The sequence below is a fragment of the Bradyrhizobium sp. Kon58 genome, from assembly GCF_055807455.1.
Map to the genome: position 1 here is coordinate 137580 of NZ_JBVVOT010000002.1, position 24243 is coordinate 161822.

Here is a 24243-nt window from a genome sequence, read left to right on the forward strand (position 1 = left end):
TGCTGCCGACCCGATATGGGGCGACATTAGTGCAGATTCGAGGGACAAACCCTCAAATCCCCACACTTTTTCGTGTTCGGCCTGCGTCGGGTCGTTCCGTCGCACGCCTTTTGCATCTGGCCCACCCCTTCAGGGAGTGGACCGAGATCCCGGTTGCGATGATGCTGACCGGGATCTCGTGCCAGTAAGCGCTGCTTACTTGAGCTCGACCTTCGCGCCAGCCTTCTCGAGCTGGGCCTTGAGCTTCTCGGCTTCGTCCTTGTTCACGCCTTCCTTGACAGGCTTCGGCGCGCCCTCGACGAGGTCCTTTGCTTCCTTCAGGCCCAGGCCGGTGATGGCGCGGACTTCCTTGATGACCTCGATCTTCTTGTCGCCGGCGGCGGCAAGAACGACCGTGAACTCGGTCTTCTCTTCGGCCGGAGCAGCGGCAGCGCCACCACCAGCCGGGCCGGCCACGGCGACAGCCGCGGCAGCCGAAACGCCCCACTTCTCTTCGAGGAGCTTCGCGAGTTCGGCAGCTTCGAGCACGGTGAGGCTCGAGAGGTCGTCAACGATCTTCTGCAGGTCAGCCATTGTTCAGTTTCCTTGAATGTAAGTCTGGTTCGGGTTTGAGTTTTGCGAAGGGCGTCAGGCCGCTTCGCTCTTTGAGGCATAAGCCTGGATGACGCGCGCGAGCTTGCCCGCGGGCGCGTTGGCGAGCTGAGCGATCTTGGTCGCCGGGGCCACAAGCAGGCCGACGATCTTGGCGCGCAGTTCGTCAAGCGACGGCAGCGAGGCAAGTGCCTTCACACCGTCGACATTCAGGACGGTCGTTCCCATCGAGCCACCAATGATGACGAACTTTTCGTTCGCCTTGGCGAATTCGACGGCGACCTTTGGCGCCGCTACCGGATCGTCCGAAGTGGCGATCACGGTCGGTCCCTTCAGCATGGGGCCGATGGCAACGACGTCAGTGCCTTCAAGAGCAATTTTGGCGAGACGGTTCTTCGAGACCTTCACCGAGGCGCCAGCCTGCTTCATCTGCGAGCGCAGTTTCTGCATCTGGGCAACGGTCAGGCCGGAATATTGGGCAACGACCGCGACGCTCGTGGTCTTGAAGACCCCATTGAGCTGTTCGACCGCTTCCTTTTTTGCCGCTCGTTCCACAGCAAGCTCTTTCCGGTTGGCGGCCATCGCGAAAGCGGGACCGCCGGGTTGCACCCATCGTCCCGCCCAAACCTGAACCTCAGGGCCAAACCCATCGGACACGCCGGGCAAGACGACAATTCAAAGCCTGCCCTCCGGGAGCTCGTTGGAGCCCACGGCGTGTCGAGGTCCGAACCAAACCCATTCCGCAACCGACCCTAAGGCGGTCACGACGTGAAATTCGGTCTTCACCCGTCTATGCAGGCCATGCGATTAAGCCGTTGAGAAATCGAAATTCCCCGCGGGCGCCTGCAGTCTTGGACAGGACAAGGTCAGCCGGCGAACCGCCCGACCTCTGCCCGCATCCCACACCCGACGGGTTTCCCTCCTTTTCCGGCAAATCCTCACGGACGCCCTGAAAAGGAATGATCTCCATCGCTTGTTTTCGGAATGCGTGCACGAACGCGCCAGCCGAGGCCGGCACGTCCGGAAGCGGTTCTTTAACCGCTCGGGGCCTGCTTGCCAAGAGCAAAATTCACACCAGTTCCAATCCGTTGCCGCAGGCGCTTGACCCGGGCCGACAAGGGCCGATTCAGGCTCATTTGACCCCGTAAGGCAGTGGCTTGCCTTCGAAAAACGCGGTCAGGTTCGCCAGCACGCAGCTCTGCATTGCGACGTGCGATTCGAGGGTGTGGCCGCCGATATGGGGGGCGAACACGACGTTGGGCAGCGCCGTCAGCGCGTCCGGGGCGTGCGGTTCCTTGTCGTAGACGTCAAGACCGGCTCCGGCGATGGTCCTCTCGGTGAGCGCCGCCACCAGGGCTTTCTCGTCGATCACCGAGCCGCGGGAGATGTTGACGACATAGCCGTCCGCCCCGAGGCGCTTGAGGATGTCGGCGCTGACGGCATGCTGGGTCTCGGCTCCTGCCCGCACCGCAATCATCAGCACGCTGCACCAGTCGGCCAGCGCCTCCAGCGTCGGGAAATATTGATAGGGCAGATCGTATTTGCTGCGGTTGAAATAGCCGATTTCGCTCTCGAAGGATGCGCAGCGCGCTGCGATCTTGCGGCCGATCTCGCCCATGCCGTAGACGCCGATGCGGCGGCCCGGCATCCCGGCCTGCGGGCGCATCATCGGCGAGGGCTTTGACGCCGCCCAATCGCCGCTGCGGACGTACTGGTCGGCAACCAGGATTCGCCGCGTCGTCCCGAGCATCAGGGTCATCGCGATGTCGGCGACCGAGGCCGCATTGGCGCCCGGGCTATGTCCGACCGCGATGTTGCGGGCAGCAGCGGCCTTCAGGTCAACACCGTCATAGCCAGTGCCGTAGCAGACGATGGCGCCGAGCTTCGGAAACAGGTCCATCGCCTCCGCGCCCAGCGGCGTGCCGCCGGCGGTGAGCACCGCGCGGATGCCGCCGAGCTCATCGGCCGAAAACATCTCCCGCGCCGGCTTGCCGCCGGTGTCGAGCAGCTCGAACCGCTCGGCGAAGCGCGCCATCATCGTCTTGGGAAAGCGCGAGTAGATCAGGACCTTGTCAGTCATTGTTCTTGTTTCCGGTGAACGCCGTCAAACGACGAGGGGCGGAATCGGTTGCCCAATTCCGCCCCTCGCCTCATGTCATTTCCAAACCTTAGCCGAGAATGGTGCCCGGCTCGACCTTCACGCCGGGACCCATCGACGAGGACACCGCAACGCGCTGGATGTAGGTGCCCTTGGAACCGGCCGGCTTGGCCTTGGAGACAGCGTCAGCGAGAGCCTTGATGTTCTCGACCAGTTTTTCCTCGGTGAACGAGGCCTTGCCGACGCCAGCCTGCAGGATGCCGGCCTTTTCGACGCGGAACTCGACCGAACCGCCCTTGGCGCCCTTCACAGCGCCGGTGACGTCCATGGTCACGGTGCCGATCTTCGGGTTCGGCATCAGGCCGCGCGGGCCGAGCACCTTACCAAGGCGGCCGACCAGCGGCATCATGTCGGGGGTTGCGATACAGCGGTCGAAATCGATCGTACCGTTCTGCACCTTCTCGACCAGGTCCTCGGCGCCGACGACATCGGCACCCGCAGCCTTGGCCTCGTCGGCCTTGGCGCCGCGGGCGAACACGCCGACGCGGAGCGTACGGCCGGTGCCGTTCGGCAAGGTCACGACACCGCGGACCATCTGGTCGGCGTGACGCGGATCGACGCCGAGATTGATCGCGACCTCGATGGTCTCGTCGAACTTCGCTTTCGCGCGTTCCTTGACCATCTTGATGGCGTCCGCGAGCGGGTAAAGCTTTTCGCGATCAATACCTTCGCGGGCTTTGTTCAAACGCTTTCCGATTGCCATGAGCCCTTACCCCGCCACTTCCAGACCCATCGAACGGGCAGAGCCCTCGACCATCTTCATGGCCGACTCGATCGAGTCGCAATTGAGATCCTTCATCTTCTTCTCGGCGATCTCGCGCACCTGCGCTTTGGTCACCGCGCCAGCCTTGTCACGGCCCGGCGCCTTGGAGCCGGACTGGATCTTGGCAGCCTGCTTGAGGAAGAAGGACATCGGCGGCGTCTTCATCTCGAACGTGAACGAACGATCGGCGTAGATCGTGATCACGACGGGAATGGGGGTATTCTTCTCTTCCTTCTGGGTCTGGGCGTTGAACGCCTTGCAGAACTCCATGATGTTGAGACCGCGCTGACCGAGCGCGGGACCGATCGGGGGCGAAGGATTCGCCGCACCGGCCGGGACCTGAAGCTTCAGGTATCCGGTCACTTTCTTTGCCATGTATCACTCCTGTTGGGCCGGCCTGGGCCGGCGGTTTCAGGTTCGTGGTCTGGGTCGGATGCGGCTGGCAACCGCCCTCTCCCTCCCACGGCCTCTTGTTGCGCGAGACCGAAGCCTCACGCCTACTCGATCAGACCTTCTCGACCTGACCGAATTCCAGTTCGACCGGCGTGGCGCGGCCAAAGATCGACACCGCGACCTTCACGCGCGAGCGCGCCTCGTCGATTTCCTCGACCACACCCGAGAACGAGGCAAACGGGCCGTCGGCCACGCGCACGTTCTCGCCGATTTCGAACGACACCGACGCCTTCGGCCGCTCCACGCCCTCCTGCACCTGGTGCAGAATGCGCATGGCCTCGGCTTCCGAGATCGGCATCGGCTTGTTTTCCGCGCCGAGGAAGCCGGTCACCTTCGGCGTATTCTTGATCAGATGAAACGCCTCGTCGGTCAGCTTCATCTTCACCAGCACGTAGCCCGGGAAGAACTTGCGCTCGGCGTCGATCTTGCGGCCGCGGCGCACTTCCGTGACCTTCTCGGTCGGAACCAGCACCAGCTCGAACAGCTCCTCGAGCCCACGCTGCTTGGCCTGCTCGCGGATCGATTCGGCGACCTTCTTCTCGAAGTTCGAATAGGCGTGGACGATGTACCAGCGCTTGTCAGACAATTGAGCCGTTGCTGTTGCCATCAGTGAATGCCCAGAAGGAAGGTGATGAGGACGCGGATGATCTGGTCGGCGGCGAAGAAGAAGATCGAGGCCACGGCGACCATGACGAACACCATGATGGTGGTGATCGTGGTCTCGCGGCGGGTCGGCCAGGTGACCTTGGCGGTCTCCGAGCGGACTTCCTGCAAGAACTTGAACGGGCTGACTGCCATCGTTTGATGTCCAACGTCCGTCGACAGACGCGAATGAATTTCAGGGATCCGAACAGCCGCCGTTGGCCCAGCCCTCTGTCGAAGGATGAGCCGGAAATCGGGCTCGATTGTTCGGGGATTTCAAAGCCGCGCCGGAAATCCGCGTCTAACGGGCCGGCTGCGAGTGCGCGGTATCTACTGCGGATGGGACCAAAGGTCAAGATAGAGAGGGCCCGCGCGGGTAAACCGACCTCCGCGGGCGACCGATTAGAGATCAGGCCGATCAAGGGCTTATCTGCCGCCTGCAAAGCGCCGCCCCAGGGCCTCAGCCGGTTCCTCGCAGAACGAGACCACCGGGGCCCCCCTCACCTGCAGCCCCTTTGGCGACCCCTCAAGGTCAGTCGGCCCGGTCGATCGTCGAAATGCCCGGCAACGGCACAACGAACTTTCCGCCCTCTGCGAAATAGCCGGCATGCTTGGCCCGGATCGGATCCACATAGCGCCAGGCGAAGACGACGACGAACGCCGGCTTGCGCTCGTAAAGGGCGGCGGGCGGCAGGATCGGGATGTCGTACCCGGGGCCGGCCATCACGTTCCCCTTCTTGGGGTCGTCGTCCACCAGGAAGTCGATCTTGTTCTCCAGGCCGAACTGCGGCAGCAGGGTCGTGGTCCCGACCGAGACGCCGTAGCCGGCCACGAGCTGGCCGCGCGCATGGGCGGCATCGGCCATCGCGACCAGCTCGTCGCGGATGGCGGCGATCCTCTTCGCATACGGCACATAGTAGGCCGGCCGGTCGACGCCGAGCCGGTCTTCCTCTGCAATGAAGCGCGCGACTTCCGCGGACGGCTTCTTCGCGCCGCCGGCACGCTGCACCGTCACCCGGATCGAGCCGCCCTTGGTCTCGATGTGCTGGACGTCGATCACTTCCATGCCGAGGCGCGCGAAGAAGCGCGTCAGCGGCTTGATGTTAAAATACGACAGATGCTCGTGATAGACGGTGTCGAGAAGGTTCTTCTCGGTGACGTCGACGCCATACTGCGTTTCGAAAACGAACAGCCCGTCCGGCGCAAGCACGTCGCGAACCCCGATCACCAGTGGGTCGAGATCGTCGACATTGGCGATCATGTTGTTGGCGATCACGACCCTGGCCGCGCCGTGGCTTTGCAGGATGCGACGACCGATGGCATCGGTGAAGAAATCGCCGATGGTCTCGATTCCCGCTTCCGTCGCACGCCGCGCGATGTCGACGGCGGGATCGACACCCAGCACCCGCATGCCGCGCTCCCTGAAGAAACCGAGCAGCGATCCGTCGTTGCTGCCGAGCTCGACGACCAGCGAGCCCGGCGCGATGGCGAATCGGCTGACGACGTCGTTGGCATAGCCCGCGAAGTGCTCCCGCAGGCCAAGCGAGAGCGAGGTGGTATAAACGTAGTTTCGGTATTGGATCTCTGGATTGCCGACGTGGAGAATCTGCAGATGGCCGCAGTCCGCGCACAGGTGCAGCGCCATCGGCACCGCGGCCCGAAAGACGGGATCGTCGACGCTTGCATCCGGCACCTGGAAGTTCGGCGTGCCAATGGGCATGCCTGCCATCGGGACGACAAGCTCTTGCTTGTCCGAATGACAGAGGCGGCAGGTATGACGGACGTAGAACAGGTTTTTCATCGTAGGACCGTAAAACGGAGACATGCGAGCGGGCGAGGCAAGCTCATCCCGTGGTGATCAGATCGAGGGCACCGCCTCAGGAGGCCGGATATTCCGCGCGACCGATGATGAGGTCGATCGCGGCCATCATCCAGAACTGATGCGTGGTCTCGACAATGTTGTAGCTGCGGCTGTCGACGTAATAATTGACGTCGCCGAGATTGCGCAGCGGGTTCCCCGCGTTCATGCCCGACAGCGTGATCACATCGAGATTCATCGCCCGCGCCTGCGCGACCGCATTGAGAATGTTCTTCGAGCGTCCCGACGAGCTGATCGCGACGAGGCAATCGCCGGCGCGGGCGCTCAACCTCACAGCATGCGCAATCCAGTCCTCGAAACCGTAATCATTGGCAAGGCACGACATCATGCTCGCATCGCTGAAGCAGAGTGCGGGCACCGATGCGTTCTTCGCCAGATCGATTGCGAGATGGGAGGCGATGCCGGCCGAGCCTCCATTGCCGATGAAGATGACGCGGCCGCCCTGCTCGCGCGCGCGCAACCAGGCCGTGCGGGTGGCGGAAATCCTGGCGAAAACCCCGTCGTCAATTGCCGTCGCACGATGGAGGCGCCCTACGTAGTCGTCAAGGAAAGCCTTGTGATCGGGATCGACGGACTCGGCAGGCATGGGCTCGCGGCTCGACGGCGACATGACGCCCTGATACCGGCTATCACCAGCGATTGCAAAGGTATATTACCTTCGAAGTCGACCAGCAGCCGATTCGGTTTCCACCTTCACTCAACATTGGCGGGCCTGTTTCGCTGGGCATTCGCATCACGGATGTTCCTATGAAATGCATCGTTACCGGTGGCGCCGGCTTCATCGGCAGTCACCTCGTCGACCGCCTCCTCGACGATGGCCACGAGGTCATCGCGCTCGATAATTTCGTGATCGGACGCCCTGAAAATCTGGCCTCGCGCGTCGATTCTGATCGACTGAAGATCGTGCGGGCCGACGTCACCGAGCTCGAATCGATCAAGCCGCATTTCGACGGCATCGACTGGGTATTCCATCTCGCAGCGCTGGCCGACATCGTTCCCTCGATCGAGTCCCCGATCCCGTATCACCGCGCAAACGTCGACGGCACCGTCAACGTTCTCGAGGCTGCACGGCAGGCGGGCGTCAGCCGCTTCATTTATGCCGCGTCGTCGTCCTGCTACGGAATTCCCGACGTCTACCCGACGCCGGAGAGCGCCGAGATCCGGCCGATGTATCCCTATGCCCTCACCAAGAATCTCGGCGAGCAGTGCGTCATGCACTGGTGCCAGGTCTACAAGCTGCCCGCGGTCGCGCTGCGCCTGTTCAACGTGTACGGGCCGCGCCATCGCACCACGGGCACCTATGGCGCCGTGTTCGGCGTGTTCATGGCGCAGAAGCTCGCCGGCAAGCCCTTCACGGTGGTCGGCGACGGCGAGCAGACCCGCGACTTCACCTTCGTCAGCGATGTCGCCGACGCTTTCGTGACCGCCGCGCGCTCCGATGTTTCGAACGAGATTTTCAACGTCGGCTCCGACAATACCTACAGTGTCAACCGGCTAGTCGAGCTTCTCGGCGGCGACAAGGTCCACATTCCCAAACGTCCCGGCGAGCCCGACTGCACCTATGCCGACATCACCAAGATCAAGCGGATCCTGAAATGGACGCCGAAGGTAAAATTTGAGGACGGGGTCGCGACGATGCTGAAGTCGATGGATCAGTACAAGGACGCCCCCTTATGGACAGTGGACAAGATCGCGGACGCCACGAAGGACTGGTTCAAATATCTCGGGGACAACAACGACGCGGCGTCCGGCGCGCCGCAGAAGGAAAGCCAGTGAACAGGTTAGCCGGGTATCGTTGCCGCGAATCGATCAATTCCGGGCCGCCCGGCTGAGGCCGGCTGGCGCTTTGGGTTATTCACATGGGCAATATTCCGACCGACACTCCCGCGTTGAACGACCAACTGGCGGCGCACGAAAAGATCAAGACAATCGAGGAACTGGGCGAGATCGCGCGGTCCGCGCAAGCGCGGGGCCGGAAGGTTGCACTCTGCCACGGCGTCTTCGACCTCGTGCATCTCGGCCATATCAGACACATCCAGGCGGCGCGCAACGAGGGCGACGTCGTCATGGTGACGATCACCGCCGACCGTTACGTCAACAAGGGACCCGGTCGGCCGATCTTCCCCGAAAACATGCGGGCCGAGATGCTGGCCTCGCTCGCGACCGTGGATTGGGTCGGCATCAATCATACCTCCAGCGCCGAGCCGATCCTGGATACGGTGCGGCCGGACATCTATGTGAAGGGGTCCGACTACGAAAACCCCGAAGACGACGTGACCGGCAAGATCCGGAGCGAGCGCGACGTCGTCGAGCGTCACGGCGGACGCATCGTGTTCACCCGTGACGTGACATTCAGCTCCTCGTCGCTGGTGAACCGGTATTTCGACATCTACGATCCGCCGCTCCGCGACTACCTGCAAAAGGTCCGTGAAGGTGGCGGCGCCGATCGCCTGCTGAAGCTGATCGACAAGGTGCAGGACATGCACGTCGTGCTGGTCGGCGACACCATCATCGACGAATACCAGTACGTCACGGCGCTCGGAAAAGCCTCGAAGGAAAACATCGTCGCCACGCTGTTCAAGAGCGGCGAGCAATTTGCCGGCGGCGTCATCGCCGCAGCGAACCATGTCGCGAGCTTCTGCAAGTCGGTGGAGGTCGTCACGACGCTGGGTGGCAACGACTACCCCGAGGAGTTCATTCGGGCGCATGTCCGCCCGAACGTCACGTTGACGCCGATCCGCCTTCAGGGCCGTCCGACGACCCGCAAATCGCGGTACGTCGAGCTGGGATATCTGCACAAGCTCTTCGAAGTCTACACCATGGACGACACGCCGCTCGACGAGGCCGATCGGAAGGAAATCGACCGTATCACGACGGAGCGTGTGCGTAGCGCGGACGTGGTGATCGCCACTGATTTCGGTCACGGCATGATCGCGTCGAGCACGATCGACACCCTGATCGCCAACTCCAGATTCCTGGCGGTCAATGCCCAGAGCAACAGCGGCAATCACGGCTACAACCTGATCACGAGGTATCCGCGGGCCGACTACATCTGCATCGACGCGCCAGAGGCGCGTCTGGCTGCAACCGACAAGTTCAGCGACATCGCGTCCGTGATCGAGACCGGCCTGCATGGCAAGATCGACTGCGACAACATGATTATCACGCACGGCTCCTTCGGCTGTTACCCCTTCTCGTCGAAAACCGGCGTCACGCGCGTCCCCGCCTTCACCAAGACCGTCGTCGACACCGTCGGCGCGGGGGACGCCTTCCTGACGATCACCGCGCCGCTGGTCGCCGCCGGCGGCAATATCGAGGACGTCGCTTTCATCGGCAACGCGGCCGGCGCGATCAAGGTCGGGATTGTCGGCCACCGCAGCTCGGTCGAAAAGGTGCCGCTGGTCAAGTTCGTCACCGCGTTGCTGAAGTAGCGCGACGGCAGATACTGGAGAACGACAGTGATTGGTCAAAAATGGAATGTGATGGTCACCGGTGGTGCCGGCTATGTCGGCAGCGTGCTGGTTCCCCAGTTGCTCGCTGCGGGCCACAAGGTCACCGTGCTCGACCTGTTCATGTATGGCGAGGACGTGTTCGATGCCGTCCGCAGCAATCCCGATTTGCGCCTGATCAAGGGCGACATCCGTGACGAAGCCGCGATCAACGAGGCCCTGCGCGGCAACAACGCCGTGATTCACCTCGCCTGCATCTCCAACGACCCGTCATTCGAGCTGGACCCGGGGCTCGGCAAGTCCATCAATTACGATTGCTTCCGGCCGATGGTACGCGCCGCCAAGAAGGCGGGCATCAAGCGCTTCATCTATGCCTCCTCGTCCAGCGTCTACGGCATCAAGGACGAAGCCGAGGTGACCGAGGACCTATCCTGCGAGCCGCTCACGGACTACTCGAAGTTCAAGGCGATGTGCGAGACCGACCTTGCCGACGAGGCCGCGTCCGGTTTCGTCACCTGCACGGTTCGTCCCGCCACCGTCTGCGGCTACGCACCGCGGCAGCGGCTCGACGTCGTCGTCAACATCCTGACAAATCTCGCGGTCAACACCGGCCGCATCCGCGTGTTCGGCGGAACGCAGCGCCGGCCCAATTTGCACATCGAGGACATGTCAGCGGCCTATCTGTTCCTGCTCCAGCAGGATGACGCAAAGATCGACGGCAAGACCTACAATATCGGCTACGAAAACCATTCGCTGATGAAGATCGCCGACATCGTCAAGTCGGTGGTCGGCAGCAATGTCGACGTCGTCGTCGAGCCGACCGACGATCTCCGCTCCTACCACGTCTCGTCGGAGAAGATCCGCCGCGAGCTCGGCTTTGCGCCGACCCACACGATCGAGCAGGCCGTGTCCGGCCTCGTCAACGCCTTCAAGGGCGGCCGCCTGCCGAACTCGCTCAACGACCCCCGGTACTTCAACATCAAGATGATGCAGAACATCAGCCTGAAGTGAGCGGCGTGCGGATCGGCATCGATTTCGACAACACGATCATCTGCTACGACAAGGTCTTTGCTGCCGTCGCACGTGAGCGTGGGCTGGTGCCGGAAGGGTGGGAGGGGCTTAAGACCGACCTACGGGATCATCTCCGGTCCCGCGCGGGCGGCGAGCTCGCCTGGCAAGGACTGCAAGGCTTCGTCTACGGCAAGGGAATTGGCGGCGCCGAAATCTATCCGGGAGTGCGGGAATTCCTGGCGGCGTGCAAGGAGGCCGGCGCGAAGGTCTGCATCGTCAGCCACAAGACCCGATTCGGTCATCAGGACCCCGACCGCACCGACCTGCGTGACGCCGCGCGCAGCTGGCTGCGGGGGGCCAACCTGGTCGACGCTGCGGATGCGGCGCTGGCTATCGGCGATGTCTATTTCGAGGACACACTGCCCGCCAAGGTCGAGAGGCTCGTGAGCCTGAAGCTCGACGTCTTCATCGATGACCTCATCGACGTCTTCGAGCAACCGCATTTTCCGAAGGCCACGCGATCGATCTTGTTCACGCAGTCGCGGCCGCCCCACCCCGAACACTGCAAGCCGATCGCGACATGGGCCGATATCCGCCGTGAGGTGTTTGCGGCATGAGCGAGACCGACATCACCGCGCCGGATGCGATGGCGATCGGCAGCCGCCTGGCCGATGCGCGTGTTGCGTCCGCCCAGCCGGCACGATCCGGCGGCAACAACAGGGTGTTTCGGCTGGAGATGGTGGATGGACCGCCCCTCGCCCTCAAGCATTATCCGTCCGACGGACGCGATCGCCTGGGACAGGAGTATGATGCACTCTCGTTCCTGGCGCGCCACGGCATCACGTCGACACCGCAGCCAGTCGCGAAGGACGCAGATGCATTCTGCGCGCTGTACCAATGGTTCGACGGCGAGGCCGCGGCGCTGCGTCCCCAGGGCGACGACGCCGACCAACTCGCCGATTTCCTCATAGAGCTGCAGAAGCTGCGCAAAGCCGAAGGCGCGCAAATTTTGCGCAACGCCTCAGCCAGCATCTTCTCGCCCGAGGCGGCCATCGCCCAGTACGAACAGCGCCTGGACGCTTTGAGGCGAGCCTCGGATGATCATCCCGACCTGCGCGCGTTCATGGAAGGCAGCCTGGTTCCCAGCGTTGACGTCGCGATTCGGCAGCTCCGTCGGCGCTACGCGGAACTCGGCTGGGATCCAACGGCGGACCTTGCGCCCATCCATCGCGCGCTAAGTCCGTCCGATTTCGGACTGCACAACGCGTTGCGCGCCGAAGACGGGCGCTTGCGATTCATCGACTTCGAATATTTTGGCTGGGACGACCCGGTCAAGCTCGTGTCCGACACCGCCATTCACCCCGGCAGTGACCTGCCGGAAGCGAGCGCGAATCGCTTGATCGAACGGCTGTCGCGCGCCTTCGAGTCGAGCGATGACGCGTTTGCGATCCGCCGTGACGTACTGTATCCTGTGTTCAAGGGAATCTGGTGCCTGATTGTCCTGAACGCCTATTTGCCGGACAGCCGCTCCCGGCGCGCAATCGCTGCGCAAGGTGGCGATGTTAGGATCCGCCTCGCCGGTCAGCTCGACAAAGCCCGCCGGCTTCACCAGACGATTCGCCCAACCGATTTACCGAAGTGACCCAGATCTCGCCCCACGCTGAAGCCGCCCTCACCTGCACGCTGGACGAGCGTAGCCTTTATCTGCGCCGACTGGTGCTCAGTTCTGTCCGCTCCGCGGGGCGCGGACATGTCGGTCCGGCGTTGTCGCTGATCGAGATGGTCCGCGTGCTCTACGACGACGTGCTGCGGATCGATCCGAACAACCCGCGCGATCCGGCCCGCGACCGCGCGATCCTCAGCAAGGGACACGGGTGTCTGGCGCTCTATGCGCTGCTGGCCGATCGCGGATTCTTTCCGCTGTCGGAGCTGGACGGTTTCTGCGGCCCCGACAGCATTCTGGGCGGACATCCCGAATACGGAATGGTGCCGGGGGTCGAGGCCTCGACGGGTGCGCTCGGACACGGCCTGTCGATCGGTGTCGGCCTCGCGCTCGCCGCGCGCATGCGCGAGCGCAGCTACCGCACCTTCGTCCTGCTCGGCGACGGCGAGATCAACGAGGGATCGGTGTGGGAAGCCGCCATGGGCGCGGCCAAGCACGGGCTCGACAATCTGGTCGCGCTGATCGACTACAACAAGCTGCAGAGCTACGGGCCCACCGATTACGTCCTGCCGCTGGAGCCGCTCGCAGACAAATGGCGCAGCTTCGGCTTTGCCGTCCAGGAGCTCAACGGCCACGACGTCGGCGCCCTGCGCAACGTCCTGAAGCAGGTCCCAGCCGTTCCGGGAAAACCCACCGCGATCATCTGCCATACCGTCAAGGGCAAGGGTCTGCCGGCCGCGGAATCCAACGCCGATTGGCATCACAAGAACAAGCTCACCGACAGCGAGCTCGACGCCATCCGCGTCGCCGTCGGGGATTTTTGATCGGGTCCTCATGCGCAACACCGCGATGAACATGGTCCACAAGCTCGCCGCGCGCGACGAGCGTGTGCTCTACATCGGCTCCGATCCCGGCGCAGGTACCTTGCGCGCGATGAGCAAGGAGTTTCCCAAGCGCCACCTGATCGAAGGCATTTCGGAAGCGCACATCATCGGCATGTCGGCCGGTCTCGCGATGGAAGGCTTCGTGCCCTACGTCAACACCATAGCCACATTCCTCACCCGCCGCTGCTACGAGCAAGTCGCGGTCGATCTGTGCCTGCACAATCTGCCGGTGCGGCTGATCGCCAATGGCGGCGGGCTCGTCTACGCGCCGCTCGGCCCCACCCACCAGGCGATCGAGGACATCGCCATCATGCGGGCGCTGCCGAACATGACGGTGGTCTGCCCGTGCGACGCCGACGAGGCGGCGCGGCTGATGGAGCAAACGCTCGACTGGACCGGGCCGATCTACATCCGGCTCGGCAAAGGTGGCGACGCCGTGGTCTCGAAGGCCGAGCACGGCTTCGAGATCGGCAAGGCCATCCTGATGCGGCCGCCCGGCGACGTCGTCATGGTCACGACAGGCATCATGCTCCAGCGCGCACTCGCTGCGGCCGACTTGCTGGCCGCGCAAGGCATTCGCGCCGGCATCCTGCACATGCACACCGTCAAGCCGCTCGATACCGAGGCGCTGCTGCAAGCGATCCGGGGCACCAGGCTGGTAGCGACGCTGGAGGAGCACGTGCCCTCGGGCGGCCTTGGCAGCGCGGTCGCGGAGGCGCTGATCGACAAGCTCGGCTCTGGCCTGCCCGCGATGCTGCGGTTGTCGCTGCCGGACCGGTTCATGCACAATTACGGATCGCAGGACTCGCTGCTGAAGAAGCACGGACTTTTCGCCGACGCCATTGCGACCTCGATCGCGCGCGCGCTCCCCGCCTCGCTCATCTCCTCTCCGCAACTTCATTCCACCTGACGGGCCCCATGCACGACGTTCGATATTCCTATCTGCTCGAGCAATTCTCCGACCCGGCACCGATCCTGGCCGAGATCGGCCGACTGGTTGCGACGGGTGACTTCACCCTGGGCAAGCCGGTCGCGGAATTCGAACGGCGCTTTGCCGAGCTGATCGGCGTGCGTCACGCCATCGGGGTCGGATCGGGCACCGATGCGCTCAAGCTGCCGCTCAAGGCGCTCGGCATCGGCCATGGCGACGAGGTCATCACGGCCGCCAACACCTTCATCGCCACGGTCGGCGCCATCGCCGAGACCGGCGCGACGCCGGTGCTGGTCGACTGCGACGACTCCTTCTGCATGAACGTCGACTACGTCGAAGCCGCGATCACCGAGAAGACCAAGGCGATCATGCCGGTTCAGTTGACCGGCGAGGTCACCGACATGGGCAAGCTGATGGCGATCGCCCAGCGTCACAACATCCCCGTGGTCGAGGATTCCTGCCAGGGCATCCTGTCGGAGTTCGCGGGAAAACGGTCCGGCACCCACGGTATCGCGGCCGGCTTCTCCCTGCATCCGCTCAAGAACCTCAACGTCTGGGGCGATGCCGGCGTCGTCGTCACCAACGACGACGGGATGAACGAGCGGCTTCGCCTGATCCGCAACCACGGCATGAAGAATCGCGACGAGATCGCGATCCTCGGCTGCAATTCGCGTCTGGACTCCCTCCAGGCGGTCGTCGGCAACTGGCTGATCGGCCAGACCAGCGAGATCACGCGCCGCCGGATCGAGAACGCGGCCTATTACGATTCCGGCCTTGCCGGCCTGCCCGGCCTGCGGATTCCGCCGCGCCGGCCCAACGTGAAGCACGTCTACCATCTCTACATGGTGTTCGCCGAGCGCCGCGACGAGCTCTACAAATACTGCCTGGACAACGGCATCGAAGCGAAGATCCACTATCCCATCCCGCTGTACCAGCAGGAAGGCCTCAAGCACCTTGGCTACGCGCCGGGCACCTTCCCGGTCACCGACCGCCACGCCCAGGAAGTCATCAGCTTCCCCGTCGACCAGCATCTGACGCGCGCCCAGCAGGACCGCGTCATCGAGATCGTTCGGAAGTTCTGCCATGGACGCTGACACCGGCCGCCGGCGCATCGGTTACGTCAATCTTCCCGCGCAATTCGAGGAAGAGCGCGTTGAGATCATGCAGGCGGTCGAGGGCGTGTTCCGGCGCGGCGATTTCATCGGCGGCGCGGCCGTTGCGAAGCTCGAAGAGGAGCTCGCCAACTATCTCGGCTCGCCGCATGTGGTGACGCTGAATTCCGGCACCGATGCACTGATCCTGTCGTTGCGGGCGCTCAACATCGGTCCCGGGGACGAGGTGATCACCCCGCCGAATTCGTTCGTGGCGTCGACCGCCGCCATCATCGCCGTCGGCGCCACGCCAGTATTTGCGGACGTGCTGCCGGACCAGAATATCGATCCGGCCGCGGTCGAGGCCGCCGTCACCCCGCGGACCAGGGCGATCATGCCGGTGCACCTGACCGGGCGCATGGCCGACATGAACCCGCTGATGGCGATCGCCGCCAAGCATGCTCTCGCCGTGATCGAGGACAGCGCGCAGGCCGTCGGCTCGACCTATGACGGGCGGATGAGCGGAACCATCGGAACGTTCGGCTGCTTCTCCGCCCACCCGCTGAAGAACCTCAATGCCGCGGGCGACGCCGGCTTCGTCGTCACCGCCGACGCCGAGCTTGCCGCGAGAATTCGCCGCCTGCGCAATCACGGTCTGATCAATCGCAGTGACGTTCAGGAATGGGGCATCGTGTCACGCCTCGATACGGTCCAGGCCGAGGTGCTCCGGATTCGCTTGCGTCACCTGCCCTCCGTCATCGAACGCCGGCGCCGCAACGCCGCGCAATACCGCGCCGAACTCGCCGGCCTTCCCCTGTTCATCCCGGTTTGCCGCAACATCGAGTTCAACACCTTCCACACCTTCGTCGTGCAGACGGACCGTCGCGACGACCTCCAGAAATATCTTGCCGACAAGGGCATCGAGACCGCGATCCACTATCCGGTACCGATCCACCTCCAGGAGGCGGCGGCGCATCTGGGTCACGGTCGCGGCGCGTTCCCGGTGACCGAGCGGCAGGCGGATCAGATCCTCACGCTTCCCATCAACCAGTTCCTCTCTGCGTCGGATATCAGCTATGTTTGCGCGACGGCCCGGGAGTATTTTGCATGACGGACACGGCTTTCCTCGAGGCCGATGAGCAGGCACTGGCGCAACGCTTCATCGACGACGGCTTCGTCACCACGCCGGCCGACGATCGCGCCGGGCTCGACCGGATCCAGCGGCGCGCCGCCGAGCTCGCGGCGGATTATCTGAAGCTGCCACACGGCAACGACCCCTACGCAATGCTCGACACCATCCACACGCGGGTGAGCGTCGATGATCTCAACGGCCTGCGGCTGCACGTCTTCAACGGCCTCAACGCCGAGCCCTGGTTCCGGCCGACTTATTTCCGTCTGGCGCGCTCGACGATCGAGACCATCGTCGGCAACGAGCTCTGCATGCAGCGCCGCGTCAATCTCAGCATCCAGCTGCCGGGCGACGATTCGTCGCTCCTCGCCACCCATTCCGACGTCTGGTCGGGCGACTCGCCGTTCGAGGTCGTGGTGTGGGTACCGCTGGTCGACGTCCACCGCACCAAATCGATGTATCTGCTGCCGCCATCCCTGAACGGCGACATGCAGGACCGGATGGCCAGCCTGCGCAGCGCCGAGGAACTCTACCAGAGCATCAAGCCGCACGCGACGTTCATCGAGATTCCCTACGGTCACGTGATGCTGTTCAACCAGACCCTGATGCACGGCAATCGCGTCAACGAGGAAGCCGGCTCGCGCTGGAGCATGAACTGCCGCTTCAAGAGCATCATGTCGCCCTACGCGGACAAGCGATTCGGCGAATTCTTCGAACCGATCCTGCTGCGTCCGGCGACACGCGTCGGCATGCAATACAAGCTCCCGGGAGGCTTCCATGGCTGAGCGAGCCGGCCATCGCGGCTATATCGGCGCCCGGCCGCTGAACGGCAGCCGCACCCCGCAGCACGTCCAGAACATCGTGATCCGCGACTATGCGCGGCGGAAGAATCTGCATTATCTGCTCAGCGCCGCCGAGCACACCATGCCCGGCAGCTACATGGTGCTCGAGGACATCCTGGACGAGCTGCCGCGATTGCGCGGCCTGATTCTCTACAGCATCTTCATGCTGCCGCCCGACGAGGCACGGCGGCGGGAGATCTATGACCGCGTGCTGAGCGAGGGCTGCGACCTGCACGCGGCCGTCGAGGAGATCACGCTGTCCTCGCGCGACGACATCCAGGCCGTCGAGGACATCCTGCTCGTCAACAAATTCGCGACCATCCTGTGACGACGCCGCGGACCGGTTGAGGACAATGACCGAGATCAACCTGCTCCAGCCGATGCACGCATCGACCAAGCGGAACTATGTTCAGCGGGTCGTCGAGCACGACAAGGCGGAATCCGCCACTGTCGCGCGGCAATGGGGACACGACTACTGGGACGGCGATCGCCGCTATGGCTACGGCGGTTACCGCTACGACGGACGCTGGCGCCCGCTCGCGCAGACCCTGATCGACCGCTATGGCATCAAATCCGGGATGAGCGTGCTCGATGTCGGCTGCGGCAAGGGCTATCTGCTCTACGAATTCACCCAGCTCGTACCCGGCCTCACCATCGCCGGCATCGACATCTCGGATTATGGCATCGCCAACGCCAAGGAGGAGGTGCGACCGCAATTGAAGGTCGGCAGCGCCGTCGAGCTCCCCTACCCCGACCACAGCTTCGATCTCGTGGTGTCGCTCGGCGTGCTCCACAATCTTCCGCTCGAGGACGTCTTCCGCGCCGTGTCGGAGATCGAGCGCGTGGGACGCGGCGCCTCGAAATATCTGATGGTGGAATCGTTCCGCGACGAGCGCGAGAAGGCGAACCTGCTGTACTGGCAGCTCACCTGCCTGAGTTTCCATGGTCCGGAGACGTGGGCCTGGATCTACGACAAATGCGGCTACCGGGGCGACCATGGGTTCATCTTCTTCGAATGAAGCAACGGGCCTGCGCCGACCGGCCTCGTTGCGGGCGCAAAATCCCGAAGTGTATTATTCGGACGACGCCATCGTCACGGCGGACGACGCCACGATCGCGGAGCTGAAGCGCATCGCCGCAGGCAATCCGCGTCTGCGCAGCCGGCTGTGCACGCATCCCGACCCTTCGTCCGGCCTGCACGAGATGCTGATCGTGCATCACCGCGAGGCCTATGTGCGGCCTCACAGGCATTTTGGCAAACCTGAATCGTTTCACCTGATCGAAGGCACTGCGCAGGTCGTGATCTTCGAGGACGACGGCCGCATTCGCGACGTGCTCGAGATGGCGCCGTACGGCCGGGGCGCGCTTTGCTATTACCGGATGCCCGAGCAGGTTTTTCACTCGATCCTGATCACCTCGGAGTGGCTGGTGTTTCACGAAACCACCGCCGGTCCGTTCGATCCCTCCCGCACGGCGTTTCCCGACTGGGCACCGGATGGCGGCGATGCCGCGGAAGTGCAGGTCTATGTCACTAGGACCGGTGCGCTCGCCGCGGAGCATCTGGCCCATCGCCATGCCTCACGAGCCATTCCAGCAGAGGTTCCTATTCGATGACTGATCATTGCCGCCTCTGCCATTCGACCAATTTGCGCCCGGTCATCGACCTCGGACAGATGCCGATTGCGCATCGGCTTCGGCACAGCCGCGACGAACAGGACGAACGGTATCCGTTCGAGGTGTTCGCCTGCGGCGAATGCGGCCTACCCCAGATCGTCAAGCCGATCGATCCCGACATTCTGTACCGGCAGTTCAACTACAATTTCAGCAGTTGGAAGCCGGAGCCGCACCAGGTCGACGAACTCGATACCATCGCCAAATTCTCGGCCCACCAATCCGTGTTCGAGATCGGATGCAACGATGGCCTGTTCATGGACAAGCTTCGCGAACGCGGTGCGAAGGTTTTGGTGGGCGTCGAGCCCAACCCGGTGTCGGGCAAGATCGCCCGCGAGCGTGGCGTCAAGGTCTATGCCGACATGATCAGCCCGGCGCTGTGTCACGACGCGGTTGCCAAGGCCGGCAAGTTCGACCTCGTCGTCTCGCGACAGGTGCTGGAGCACATCGTCGATTTCGAGAACTTTTTCGACTGCGTGAAAATCGCGCTGCGCGACGACGGGCTGCTGTTCATCGACGTGCCTGATTTCGCACCCGGCTCGACGGCGGGTGATCTCTCGGTCCTGTGGGAGGAGCACGTCAGCTACTTCACCGAGCCGACGCTGCTCGCGCTGCTGGCGCGCCACGGCTTCGACGCGGTCTCGGTGAAGAAATACAATTTCAGCGGCGGCAGCCTCGCGATCGCAGCGCGACGCGCCGCGCACGACGTGACGGCCCCATCCGCGCCGTCCGGCGCCGGCGAGAAATTCGGCCGGCGCGCCAGGGAGTACGGCGCGCGTCTTCGCCCGATCCTCGCCAAGGCCCGCGCCAATGGCGCCGAGATCGCCATCTACGGCGCCGGCTGCCGCGCCTGCACCTTCACCAATGCCCATGAACTCGCGGATCTCGTCGACCTCTCGGTCGACGACCAGAAGGAGCGCCAGGGCTTGTTCCTGCCAGGCACCGGCATTCCGATCCGCCCGCCGGAGGACCTCACCGGCAAGTCGGATCCGCTCGTTTGTCTTCTGGCGGTGAACCAGGAGAACGAAGACAAGGTCAGCAGCCGGCTGCGCGAAAACGTGAAGCGTCCGCTCCACATCGTTTCAATCTTCGCGCCATCGGACATCTGGAGCGAGCTCGATCGCCTCGAGGCCGCCGCAGGGTCGCGGCATGGCTGAGGACAAGCTCTTCAACTATTACGAACGTCAGGACGTCCTGCCGACGTTCGGGAATTTCAAATCCGCCGCCGAACTCGAAGCCTATGCCGGCCTGCGGCGCGAGTTGTTTTCCGACAAGCTGGTGCTGCCGCCGCGGTTGTTCCGCGACGCGGACGTGCTCGAATTCGGCCCTGATTCCGGCGAGAACGCATTGGTGTTTGCCGGCTGGGGCGCGAACATGACTCTCGCCGAGCCGAACCGGCATGCGCACGCGAAAATCCAGGCTTACTTCGCGCATTTCAGCCAGGCCCAACGTCTCCGCGAACTCGTGTCGTCCGATGTCGAAGGCTTTCGCAGCGATCGTCGTTTCGACATCATCGATGCCGAAGGGTTCATCTACACGGTGCAGCCGAGCGAAAATTGGCTCGGCATCTTTCACCGGCTGCTCAATCCGGACGGATACGCCGTCGTTTCCTACTACGAGCGCTACGGCGGCTTCTTCGAGCTCGCGCTCAAGGCGATTCATGCGGCCGGCAAGGCACTGACGGGCCGTCCCGGACTCGAAACGGCGAAGCTGCTGTTCGATGCGAAATGGAACAGCATCCCGCACACGCGCAGCTTCGAATCCTGGCTGATGGACGTGCTCGAAAATCCTTTCGTCCGGCACCGCTACTTCCTCGACGCGGGCGCCTTGTGCACGGCGGCGCACGAGCAGGGATTCGATATCCATTCGGCTTGGCCCGCTTATCGCGACAGCCTGGACGTCTACTGGCACAAGAAGGTCCTGTCCGACGACGAGAAGCTGCGGCGCGCGACACGCCACCTCGGCCGCAGCCGTCTGAGCTTTCTCGGCGGACGGAAGCTCTATCTGGCCGGCAAGACCGAAGCGGTCGACGCGATTTCGGCTTCGATCGAGACACTGGTTCTCGATGTCGATGCGATGATCGACGATCCCTTCGGCGACAGCCTGCCCCGTGCGATCGCGAGCCTCGCGTCACTGCGCGAGGCGATACCGGCGACAGACATTCTTGCCGACGATGCGTCCGACATCGACGCCATCATTGCGACCCTCGACAGTTTCCATCGTATCTTTGTCGCGATCGAACGAAGGGACGTGTCCACAGTCACCGCCCTCACCCAATCCGATCAGGCGTTCATCAACACCTGGGGACAGCCGGCGCATTTCCTCGTTCTCCGGAAACGCTTCGAGGGGTCCTAGCAAGTGAGGCCAGGCATTGGCATCATCGGAACGGGCATGGTCGGTCAGATGTGCCACCTCGCCAATTTCGCCGCCAACCCCACCTGCCGCGTTGTCGCGATTGCGGATCTCAGGCCTGATCTCGCCGCCGCAGCGGCGGAGAAATTCGACATCGCCCGGGTTTACGGTACGCACCGGGAATTGCTGGCGGACAGCGAGGTGTCCGCCGTCGTCGTCGTGACGAAGCGGCGCGCCACCGGCCCGATCGTGCTGGATGCGTTGAACAGCGGTCGCCATGTGCTCTCGGAAAAGCCGATGGCCTACACCACGGCTCAGGCCGTTTCACTGGCCGAGGCGGCGCGACGGCAAGACCTCGTCTACAGCATCGGCTACATGAAGCGGCACGACGCCGGAGTGGCGCGCGCGATTGCCGAGTTGGCGCGCCTGCGAGCAGATCAGTCGCTTGGACGCATTGTCGGCGCGCGAGGCTGGTGCTTCGGCGGCAGCACTGGCCGGTCGCAGGACAATTTCGTCATGACCGGCGAAGTGCGGCCGGACGGGCTCGAGCTCTGGCAGGACGGCCCCGACTGGATGCCGGGCGCGATGCGACCCGGCTACGACAATTTTCTGAACGTGTTCAGCCATATCATCAACCTCGCGCGCTACATGCTCGGACCGTCGCCGACGGTCGCCGAAAGCACCGTCGAGACCTCCGGCGCGGCGACCGCGACACTCGACTTCGACGGCCTCGCCTGCGCGCTGCAACTCGCGAACGGATCCGAAGGTCTCTGGCGCGAGGGGCTGAGCATCGAATTCGAACGGGGCGCACTGACCATCGAATTGCCCCCGCCTTTTGCCGAGCAGGAGGCGGAGGTCATCCTCGATCAGCAAGGACAACGCACGCGATTGTCGCGCGACACGAGCTGGGCCTTTCGGCGTCAAGCCGATGCATTCGTCGCCGATATCGCGGAACAGAAGACGCCGCTGGCGTCCGGCGAGGATTCCGTGGCCGACATCGCCCTTGCGGAGGCGATCTGGCAACGGCAGGTCAGCGGCTAGGGCTCACGCCAGCAATATCCGGGCGATGGCTGATCGCCCACGTTCTAGCTAAGTGTTTGATTTCGCTGGCAGGAGTGGCAGGGCTCGAACCTGCGACCCCCGGTTTTGGAGACCGGTGCTCTACCAATTGAGCTACACTCCTACGGACCCTGCGTTGCCGCCCGGATCAGGCCGCTTTGAAGCACAGGGGGCGGCCGGATTGCAAGGCCGGATTGCAAGGGTGAAGCGCGCTGGCTTCGCTTGTTAGTGCCGCGCCTTCTGGGCCACAGTCCGCTCCGAACAATAATAAGCACCGGGAGTACCCATGACTGCCCAAGCCTCTGCGACTGCCCAAGCGTCCGCGACGGCCGACCACCGCCCCTCGACCTCGCCGAAGACCCCGCCTCTCCCGGCATCCCGCCCCGAGACGCTGGGGCTGTCGCGCCCTCGCCTCCAGGCCATGTCGGACGCCTTCAAGCGCGAGATCGACAAGGGAACCGTTCCGGGCGTCACCGTGCTGGTGGCACGGCACGGCCAGGTCGGCTGGTTCGAGGCGCTCGGCAGGCAGAGCCCGACGGGCGCGGCGCCGATGGCGCATGATTCGATCTTCCGCATCTTCTCGATGACCAAGCCGATCGTGTCGGTCGGCATCATGACGCTGGTCGAGGACGGCCATCTGATTCTTGGCGACCCCGTCGCGAAATTCATTCCGGAGTTCGCCGACCAAAAGGTCGGCGTGGTCAGCGGCGGCAAACTGGAACTGGTTCCGCCGAAGCGCCCGATGACGGTGCAGGACCTGCTCCGCCACACCTCTGGCTTGACCTACGAGCACCAGGGCGACGGCCCCGTGCACAAGATCTACCAGGACTCGCGGGTGCGCAGCCGCAAGATCACCAATGCCGAGCACGCCGCCCTGGTGGCGAGCTTCCCGCTGGTCTGCCATCCCGGCGACGAGTTCAACTACAGCCGCTCCACCGACATCCTCGGTCGCATCATCGAGGTGGTCAGCGGCAAGTCGCTCGGCGCGTACCTCGCTGAGCGCATTCTTACGCCCTTGCAGATGGCCGAGACTGGCTTTGCGACAGCCGAGGCCAATGTCGGCCGGCTCGCCGAGCCGTTCGCGGCCGATCCCTGGACCGGCGACAAGGTCGCGCTGTTCAACATGCTCGAGCAGCCAATCATGGAGTCCGGCGGCGGCGGCCTCGTCTCGACCACCATGGACTATGCCCGTTTCGCGCTGATGCTACGCAATGGCGGCACGCTCGACGGCAACAGGATCATCGGCCGCAAGACGCTGGAGCTGATGGCCTCCGATCATCTCGGACCTCACGTCGTGACCAACGGCACGCTGCTGTCGCCCGGCCATGGTTTCGGGCTCGGCTTCGCGGTGCGCCGCGAGGCCGGCATCGCGCCCTTCCCCGGCAGCGTCGGCCAGTTTTTCTGGAGCGGCATCGCGGGGACGTTCTTCTGGATCGATCCGAAGGAGGATCTGTTCGTCGTGTTCATGAGCCAGGGCCCGGGGCAGCGCGATTTTACGCGAACGCTGGTGCGGGATCTGGTGTACGCGGCGGTCGATTAAGGGCTTCGCCTGGGTCGCAGCGTCGCACCTCCACACTCTCTGTCATGCCCCGCGAAGGCGGGGCATCTAGTACTCCGTGGCGGATGTGGTGAGAGCGAGCTCTCCAACGAAGGCCGCGGAGTACTGGATCGTCCG

Annotated in this window: 26 protein-coding genes and 1 tRNA gene; 17 read left to right on the forward strand and 10 right to left on the reverse strand. The window is 63.7% G+C overall.

Going from position 1 to position 24243, the window contains the following annotated elements; genetic code table 11:
• Positions 1 to 195: 195 nt before the first annotated feature.
• The 9 genes from rplL to AC0L20_RS04405 form a co-directional block, all read right to left on the reverse strand.
• A complete protein-coding gene (gene rplL, locus AC0L20_RS04365; RefSeq protein WP_007602994.1) occupies positions 196 to 573 on the reverse strand; it encodes a 50S ribosomal protein L7/L12 in 378 nt (125 codons plus the stop codon).
• Positions 574 to 627: 54 nt separating this feature from the next.
• Entirely contained in the window at positions 628 to 1146 is a 519-nt protein-coding gene (gene rplJ / locus AC0L20_RS04370) for a 50S ribosomal protein L10 (RefSeq protein ID WP_026233178.1), read from the reverse strand.
• A gap of 577 nt (positions 1147 to 1723) precedes the next feature.
• Entirely contained in the window at positions 1724 to 2671 is a 948-nt protein-coding gene (locus AC0L20_RS04375) for a 2-hydroxyacid dehydrogenase (RefSeq protein ID WP_473287566.1), read from the reverse strand.
• An 88-nt stretch (positions 2672 to 2759) separates the two neighbouring features.
• A complete protein-coding gene (rplA, locus tag AC0L20_RS04380) occupies positions 2760 to 3452 on the reverse strand; it encodes a 50S ribosomal protein L1 (protein WP_007602988.1) in 693 nt (230 codons plus the stop codon).
• Positions 3453 to 3458: 6 nt separating this feature from the next.
• Positions 3459 to 3887: a 50S ribosomal protein L11 gene (gene rplK, locus AC0L20_RS04385; protein ID WP_007602986.1), complete on the reverse strand. Its 429-nt coding sequence runs from the start codon at positions 3885 to 3887 to the stop codon at positions 3459 to 3461.
• Between the two features lie 130 nt (positions 3888 to 4017).
• Complete coding sequence (gene nusG, locus AC0L20_RS04390; protein WP_007602985.1) at positions 4018 to 4572, reverse strand: transcription termination/antitermination protein NusG; 555 nt, start codon at positions 4570 to 4572, stop codon at positions 4018 to 4020.
• Positions 4572 to 4763, reverse strand: coding sequence for a preprotein translocase subunit SecE (secE, locus tag AC0L20_RS04395; RefSeq protein WP_007602984.1), 192 nt, complete (start codon positions 4761 to 4763; stop codon positions 4572 to 4574). Before secE ends, nusG begins: the two co-directional genes overlap by 1 nt.
• Positions 4764 to 5139: 376 nt before the next feature.
• The gene (locus AC0L20_RS04400; protein ID WP_473287567.1) at positions 5140 to 6432 is read right to left on the reverse strand and encodes a methyltransferase domain-containing protein; all 1293 of its coding nucleotides are present in this window, start codon (positions 6430 to 6432) and stop codon (positions 5140 to 5142) included.
• A gap of 52 nt (positions 6433 to 6484) precedes the next feature.
• Entirely contained in the window at positions 6485 to 7072 is a 588-nt protein-coding gene (locus tag AC0L20_RS04405; RefSeq protein WP_473287568.1) for an SIS domain-containing protein, read from the reverse strand.
• Positions 7073 to 7233: 161 nt separating this feature from the next.
• On the opposite strand from AC0L20_RS04405, the gene AC0L20_RS04410 reads away from it, so the two are divergent.
• The 16 genes from AC0L20_RS04410 to AC0L20_RS04485 all read left to right on the forward strand — a co-directional run bounded on the left by AC0L20_RS04410 (position 7234) and on the right by AC0L20_RS04485 (position 22550).
• Positions 7234 to 8262 (forward strand): SDR family oxidoreductase, encoded by a 1029-nt coding sequence (locus AC0L20_RS04410; RefSeq protein ID WP_473287569.1) that lies wholly within the window; start codon positions 7234 to 7236, stop codon positions 8260 to 8262.
• 83 nt (positions 8263 to 8345) lie between these two features.
• Positions 8346 to 9917, forward strand: a complete 1572-nt coding sequence (locus tag AC0L20_RS04415; protein ID WP_473287570.1) for a PfkB family carbohydrate kinase — start codon at positions 8346 to 8348, stop codon at positions 9915 to 9917.
• 27 nt (positions 9918 to 9944) lie between these two features.
• Entirely contained in the window at positions 9945 to 10946 is a 1002-nt protein-coding gene (locus tag AC0L20_RS04420) for an NAD-dependent epimerase/dehydratase family protein (protein ID WP_027567501.1), read from the forward strand.
• Positions 10947 to 10951: 5 nt separating this feature from the next.
• Positions 10952 to 11563 (forward strand): HAD family hydrolase, encoded by a 612-nt coding sequence (locus AC0L20_RS04425; RefSeq protein WP_473287571.1) that lies wholly within the window; start codon positions 10952 to 10954, stop codon positions 11561 to 11563.
• A complete protein-coding gene (locus AC0L20_RS04430; protein WP_473287572.1) occupies positions 11560 to 12588 on the forward strand; it encodes an aminoglycoside phosphotransferase family protein in 1029 nt (342 codons plus the stop codon). Before AC0L20_RS04425 ends, AC0L20_RS04430 begins: the two co-directional genes overlap by 4 nt.
• Positions 12585 to 13433, forward strand: coding sequence for a transketolase (locus AC0L20_RS04435; protein ID WP_473287573.1), 849 nt, complete (start codon positions 12585 to 12587; stop codon positions 13431 to 13433). The genes AC0L20_RS04430 and AC0L20_RS04435 overlap by 4 nt, the downstream gene beginning before the upstream one ends.
• 10 nt (positions 13434 to 13443) lie before the next feature.
• Positions 13444 to 14403, forward strand: coding sequence for a transketolase family protein (locus tag AC0L20_RS04440; RefSeq protein ID WP_473287574.1), 960 nt, complete (start codon positions 13444 to 13446; stop codon positions 14401 to 14403).
• An 8-nt stretch (positions 14404 to 14411) separates the two neighbouring features.
• Positions 14412 to 15518 carry a DegT/DnrJ/EryC1/StrS family aminotransferase gene (locus tag AC0L20_RS04445; RefSeq protein ID WP_473287575.1) on the forward strand — a complete coding sequence of 369 codons (1107 nt, stop codon included), beginning with the start codon at positions 14412 to 14414 and terminating at the stop codon, positions 15516 to 15518.
• A complete protein-coding gene (locus AC0L20_RS04450; protein ID WP_473287576.1) occupies positions 15508 to 16626 on the forward strand; it encodes a DegT/DnrJ/EryC1/StrS family aminotransferase in 1119 nt (372 codons plus the stop codon). The genes AC0L20_RS04445 and AC0L20_RS04450 overlap by 11 nt, the downstream gene beginning before the upstream one ends.
• Positions 16623 to 17429, forward strand: a complete 807-nt coding sequence (locus AC0L20_RS04455; protein WP_473287577.1) for a sporadic carbohydrate cluster 2OG-Fe(II) oxygenase — start codon at positions 16623 to 16625, stop codon at positions 17427 to 17429. The genes AC0L20_RS04450 and AC0L20_RS04455 overlap by 4 nt, the downstream gene beginning before the upstream one ends.
• On the forward strand, positions 17422 to 17814 hold the full coding sequence (locus AC0L20_RS04460; protein WP_473287578.1) for an LIC12192 family sporadic carbohydrate cluster protein: 393 nt from the start codon (positions 17422 to 17424) through the stop codon (positions 17812 to 17814). The genes AC0L20_RS04455 and AC0L20_RS04460 overlap by 8 nt, the downstream gene beginning before the upstream one ends.
• Before the next feature lie 25 nt (positions 17815 to 17839).
• Positions 17840 to 18505 carry a class I SAM-dependent methyltransferase gene (locus AC0L20_RS04465; RefSeq protein ID WP_473287579.1) on the forward strand — a complete coding sequence of 222 codons (666 nt, stop codon included), beginning with the start codon at positions 17840 to 17842 and terminating at the stop codon, positions 18503 to 18505.
• Positions 18483 to 19100 carry a WbuC family cupin fold metalloprotein gene (locus AC0L20_RS04470; RefSeq protein ID WP_473287580.1) on the forward strand — a complete coding sequence of 206 codons (618 nt, stop codon included), beginning with the start codon at positions 18483 to 18485 and terminating at the stop codon, positions 19098 to 19100. The genes AC0L20_RS04465 and AC0L20_RS04470 overlap by 23 nt, the downstream gene beginning before the upstream one ends.
• On the forward strand, positions 19097 to 20314 hold the full coding sequence (locus tag AC0L20_RS04475; protein ID WP_473287581.1) for a class I SAM-dependent methyltransferase: 1218 nt from the start codon (positions 19097 to 19099) through the stop codon (positions 20312 to 20314). Before AC0L20_RS04470 ends, AC0L20_RS04475 begins: the two co-directional genes overlap by 4 nt.
• Positions 20307 to 21512, forward strand: a complete 1206-nt coding sequence (locus AC0L20_RS04480) for a class I SAM-dependent methyltransferase (protein ID WP_473287582.1) — start codon at positions 20307 to 20309, stop codon at positions 21510 to 21512. Before AC0L20_RS04475 ends, AC0L20_RS04480 begins: the two co-directional genes overlap by 8 nt.
• Positions 21513 to 21515: 3 nt before the next feature.
• Positions 21516 to 22550, forward strand: coding sequence for a Gfo/Idh/MocA family protein (locus tag AC0L20_RS04485; protein ID WP_473287583.1), 1035 nt, complete (start codon positions 21516 to 21518; stop codon positions 22548 to 22550).
• Positions 22551 to 22616: 66 nt separating this feature from the next.
• Here the strand turns inward: AC0L20_RS04485 and AC0L20_RS04490 are convergent.
• Positions 22617 to 22692: transfer RNA gene (locus AC0L20_RS04490), tRNA-Trp, on the reverse strand.
• Between the two features lie 162 nt (positions 22693 to 22854).
• Here AC0L20_RS04490 and AC0L20_RS04495 point away from each other — a divergent pair.
• Complete coding sequence (locus AC0L20_RS04495) at positions 22855 to 24108, forward strand: serine hydrolase domain-containing protein (RefSeq protein WP_473287584.1); 1254 nt, start codon at positions 22855 to 22857, stop codon at positions 24106 to 24108.
• The last annotated feature ends 135 nt before the right edge of the window (positions 24109 to 24243 follow it).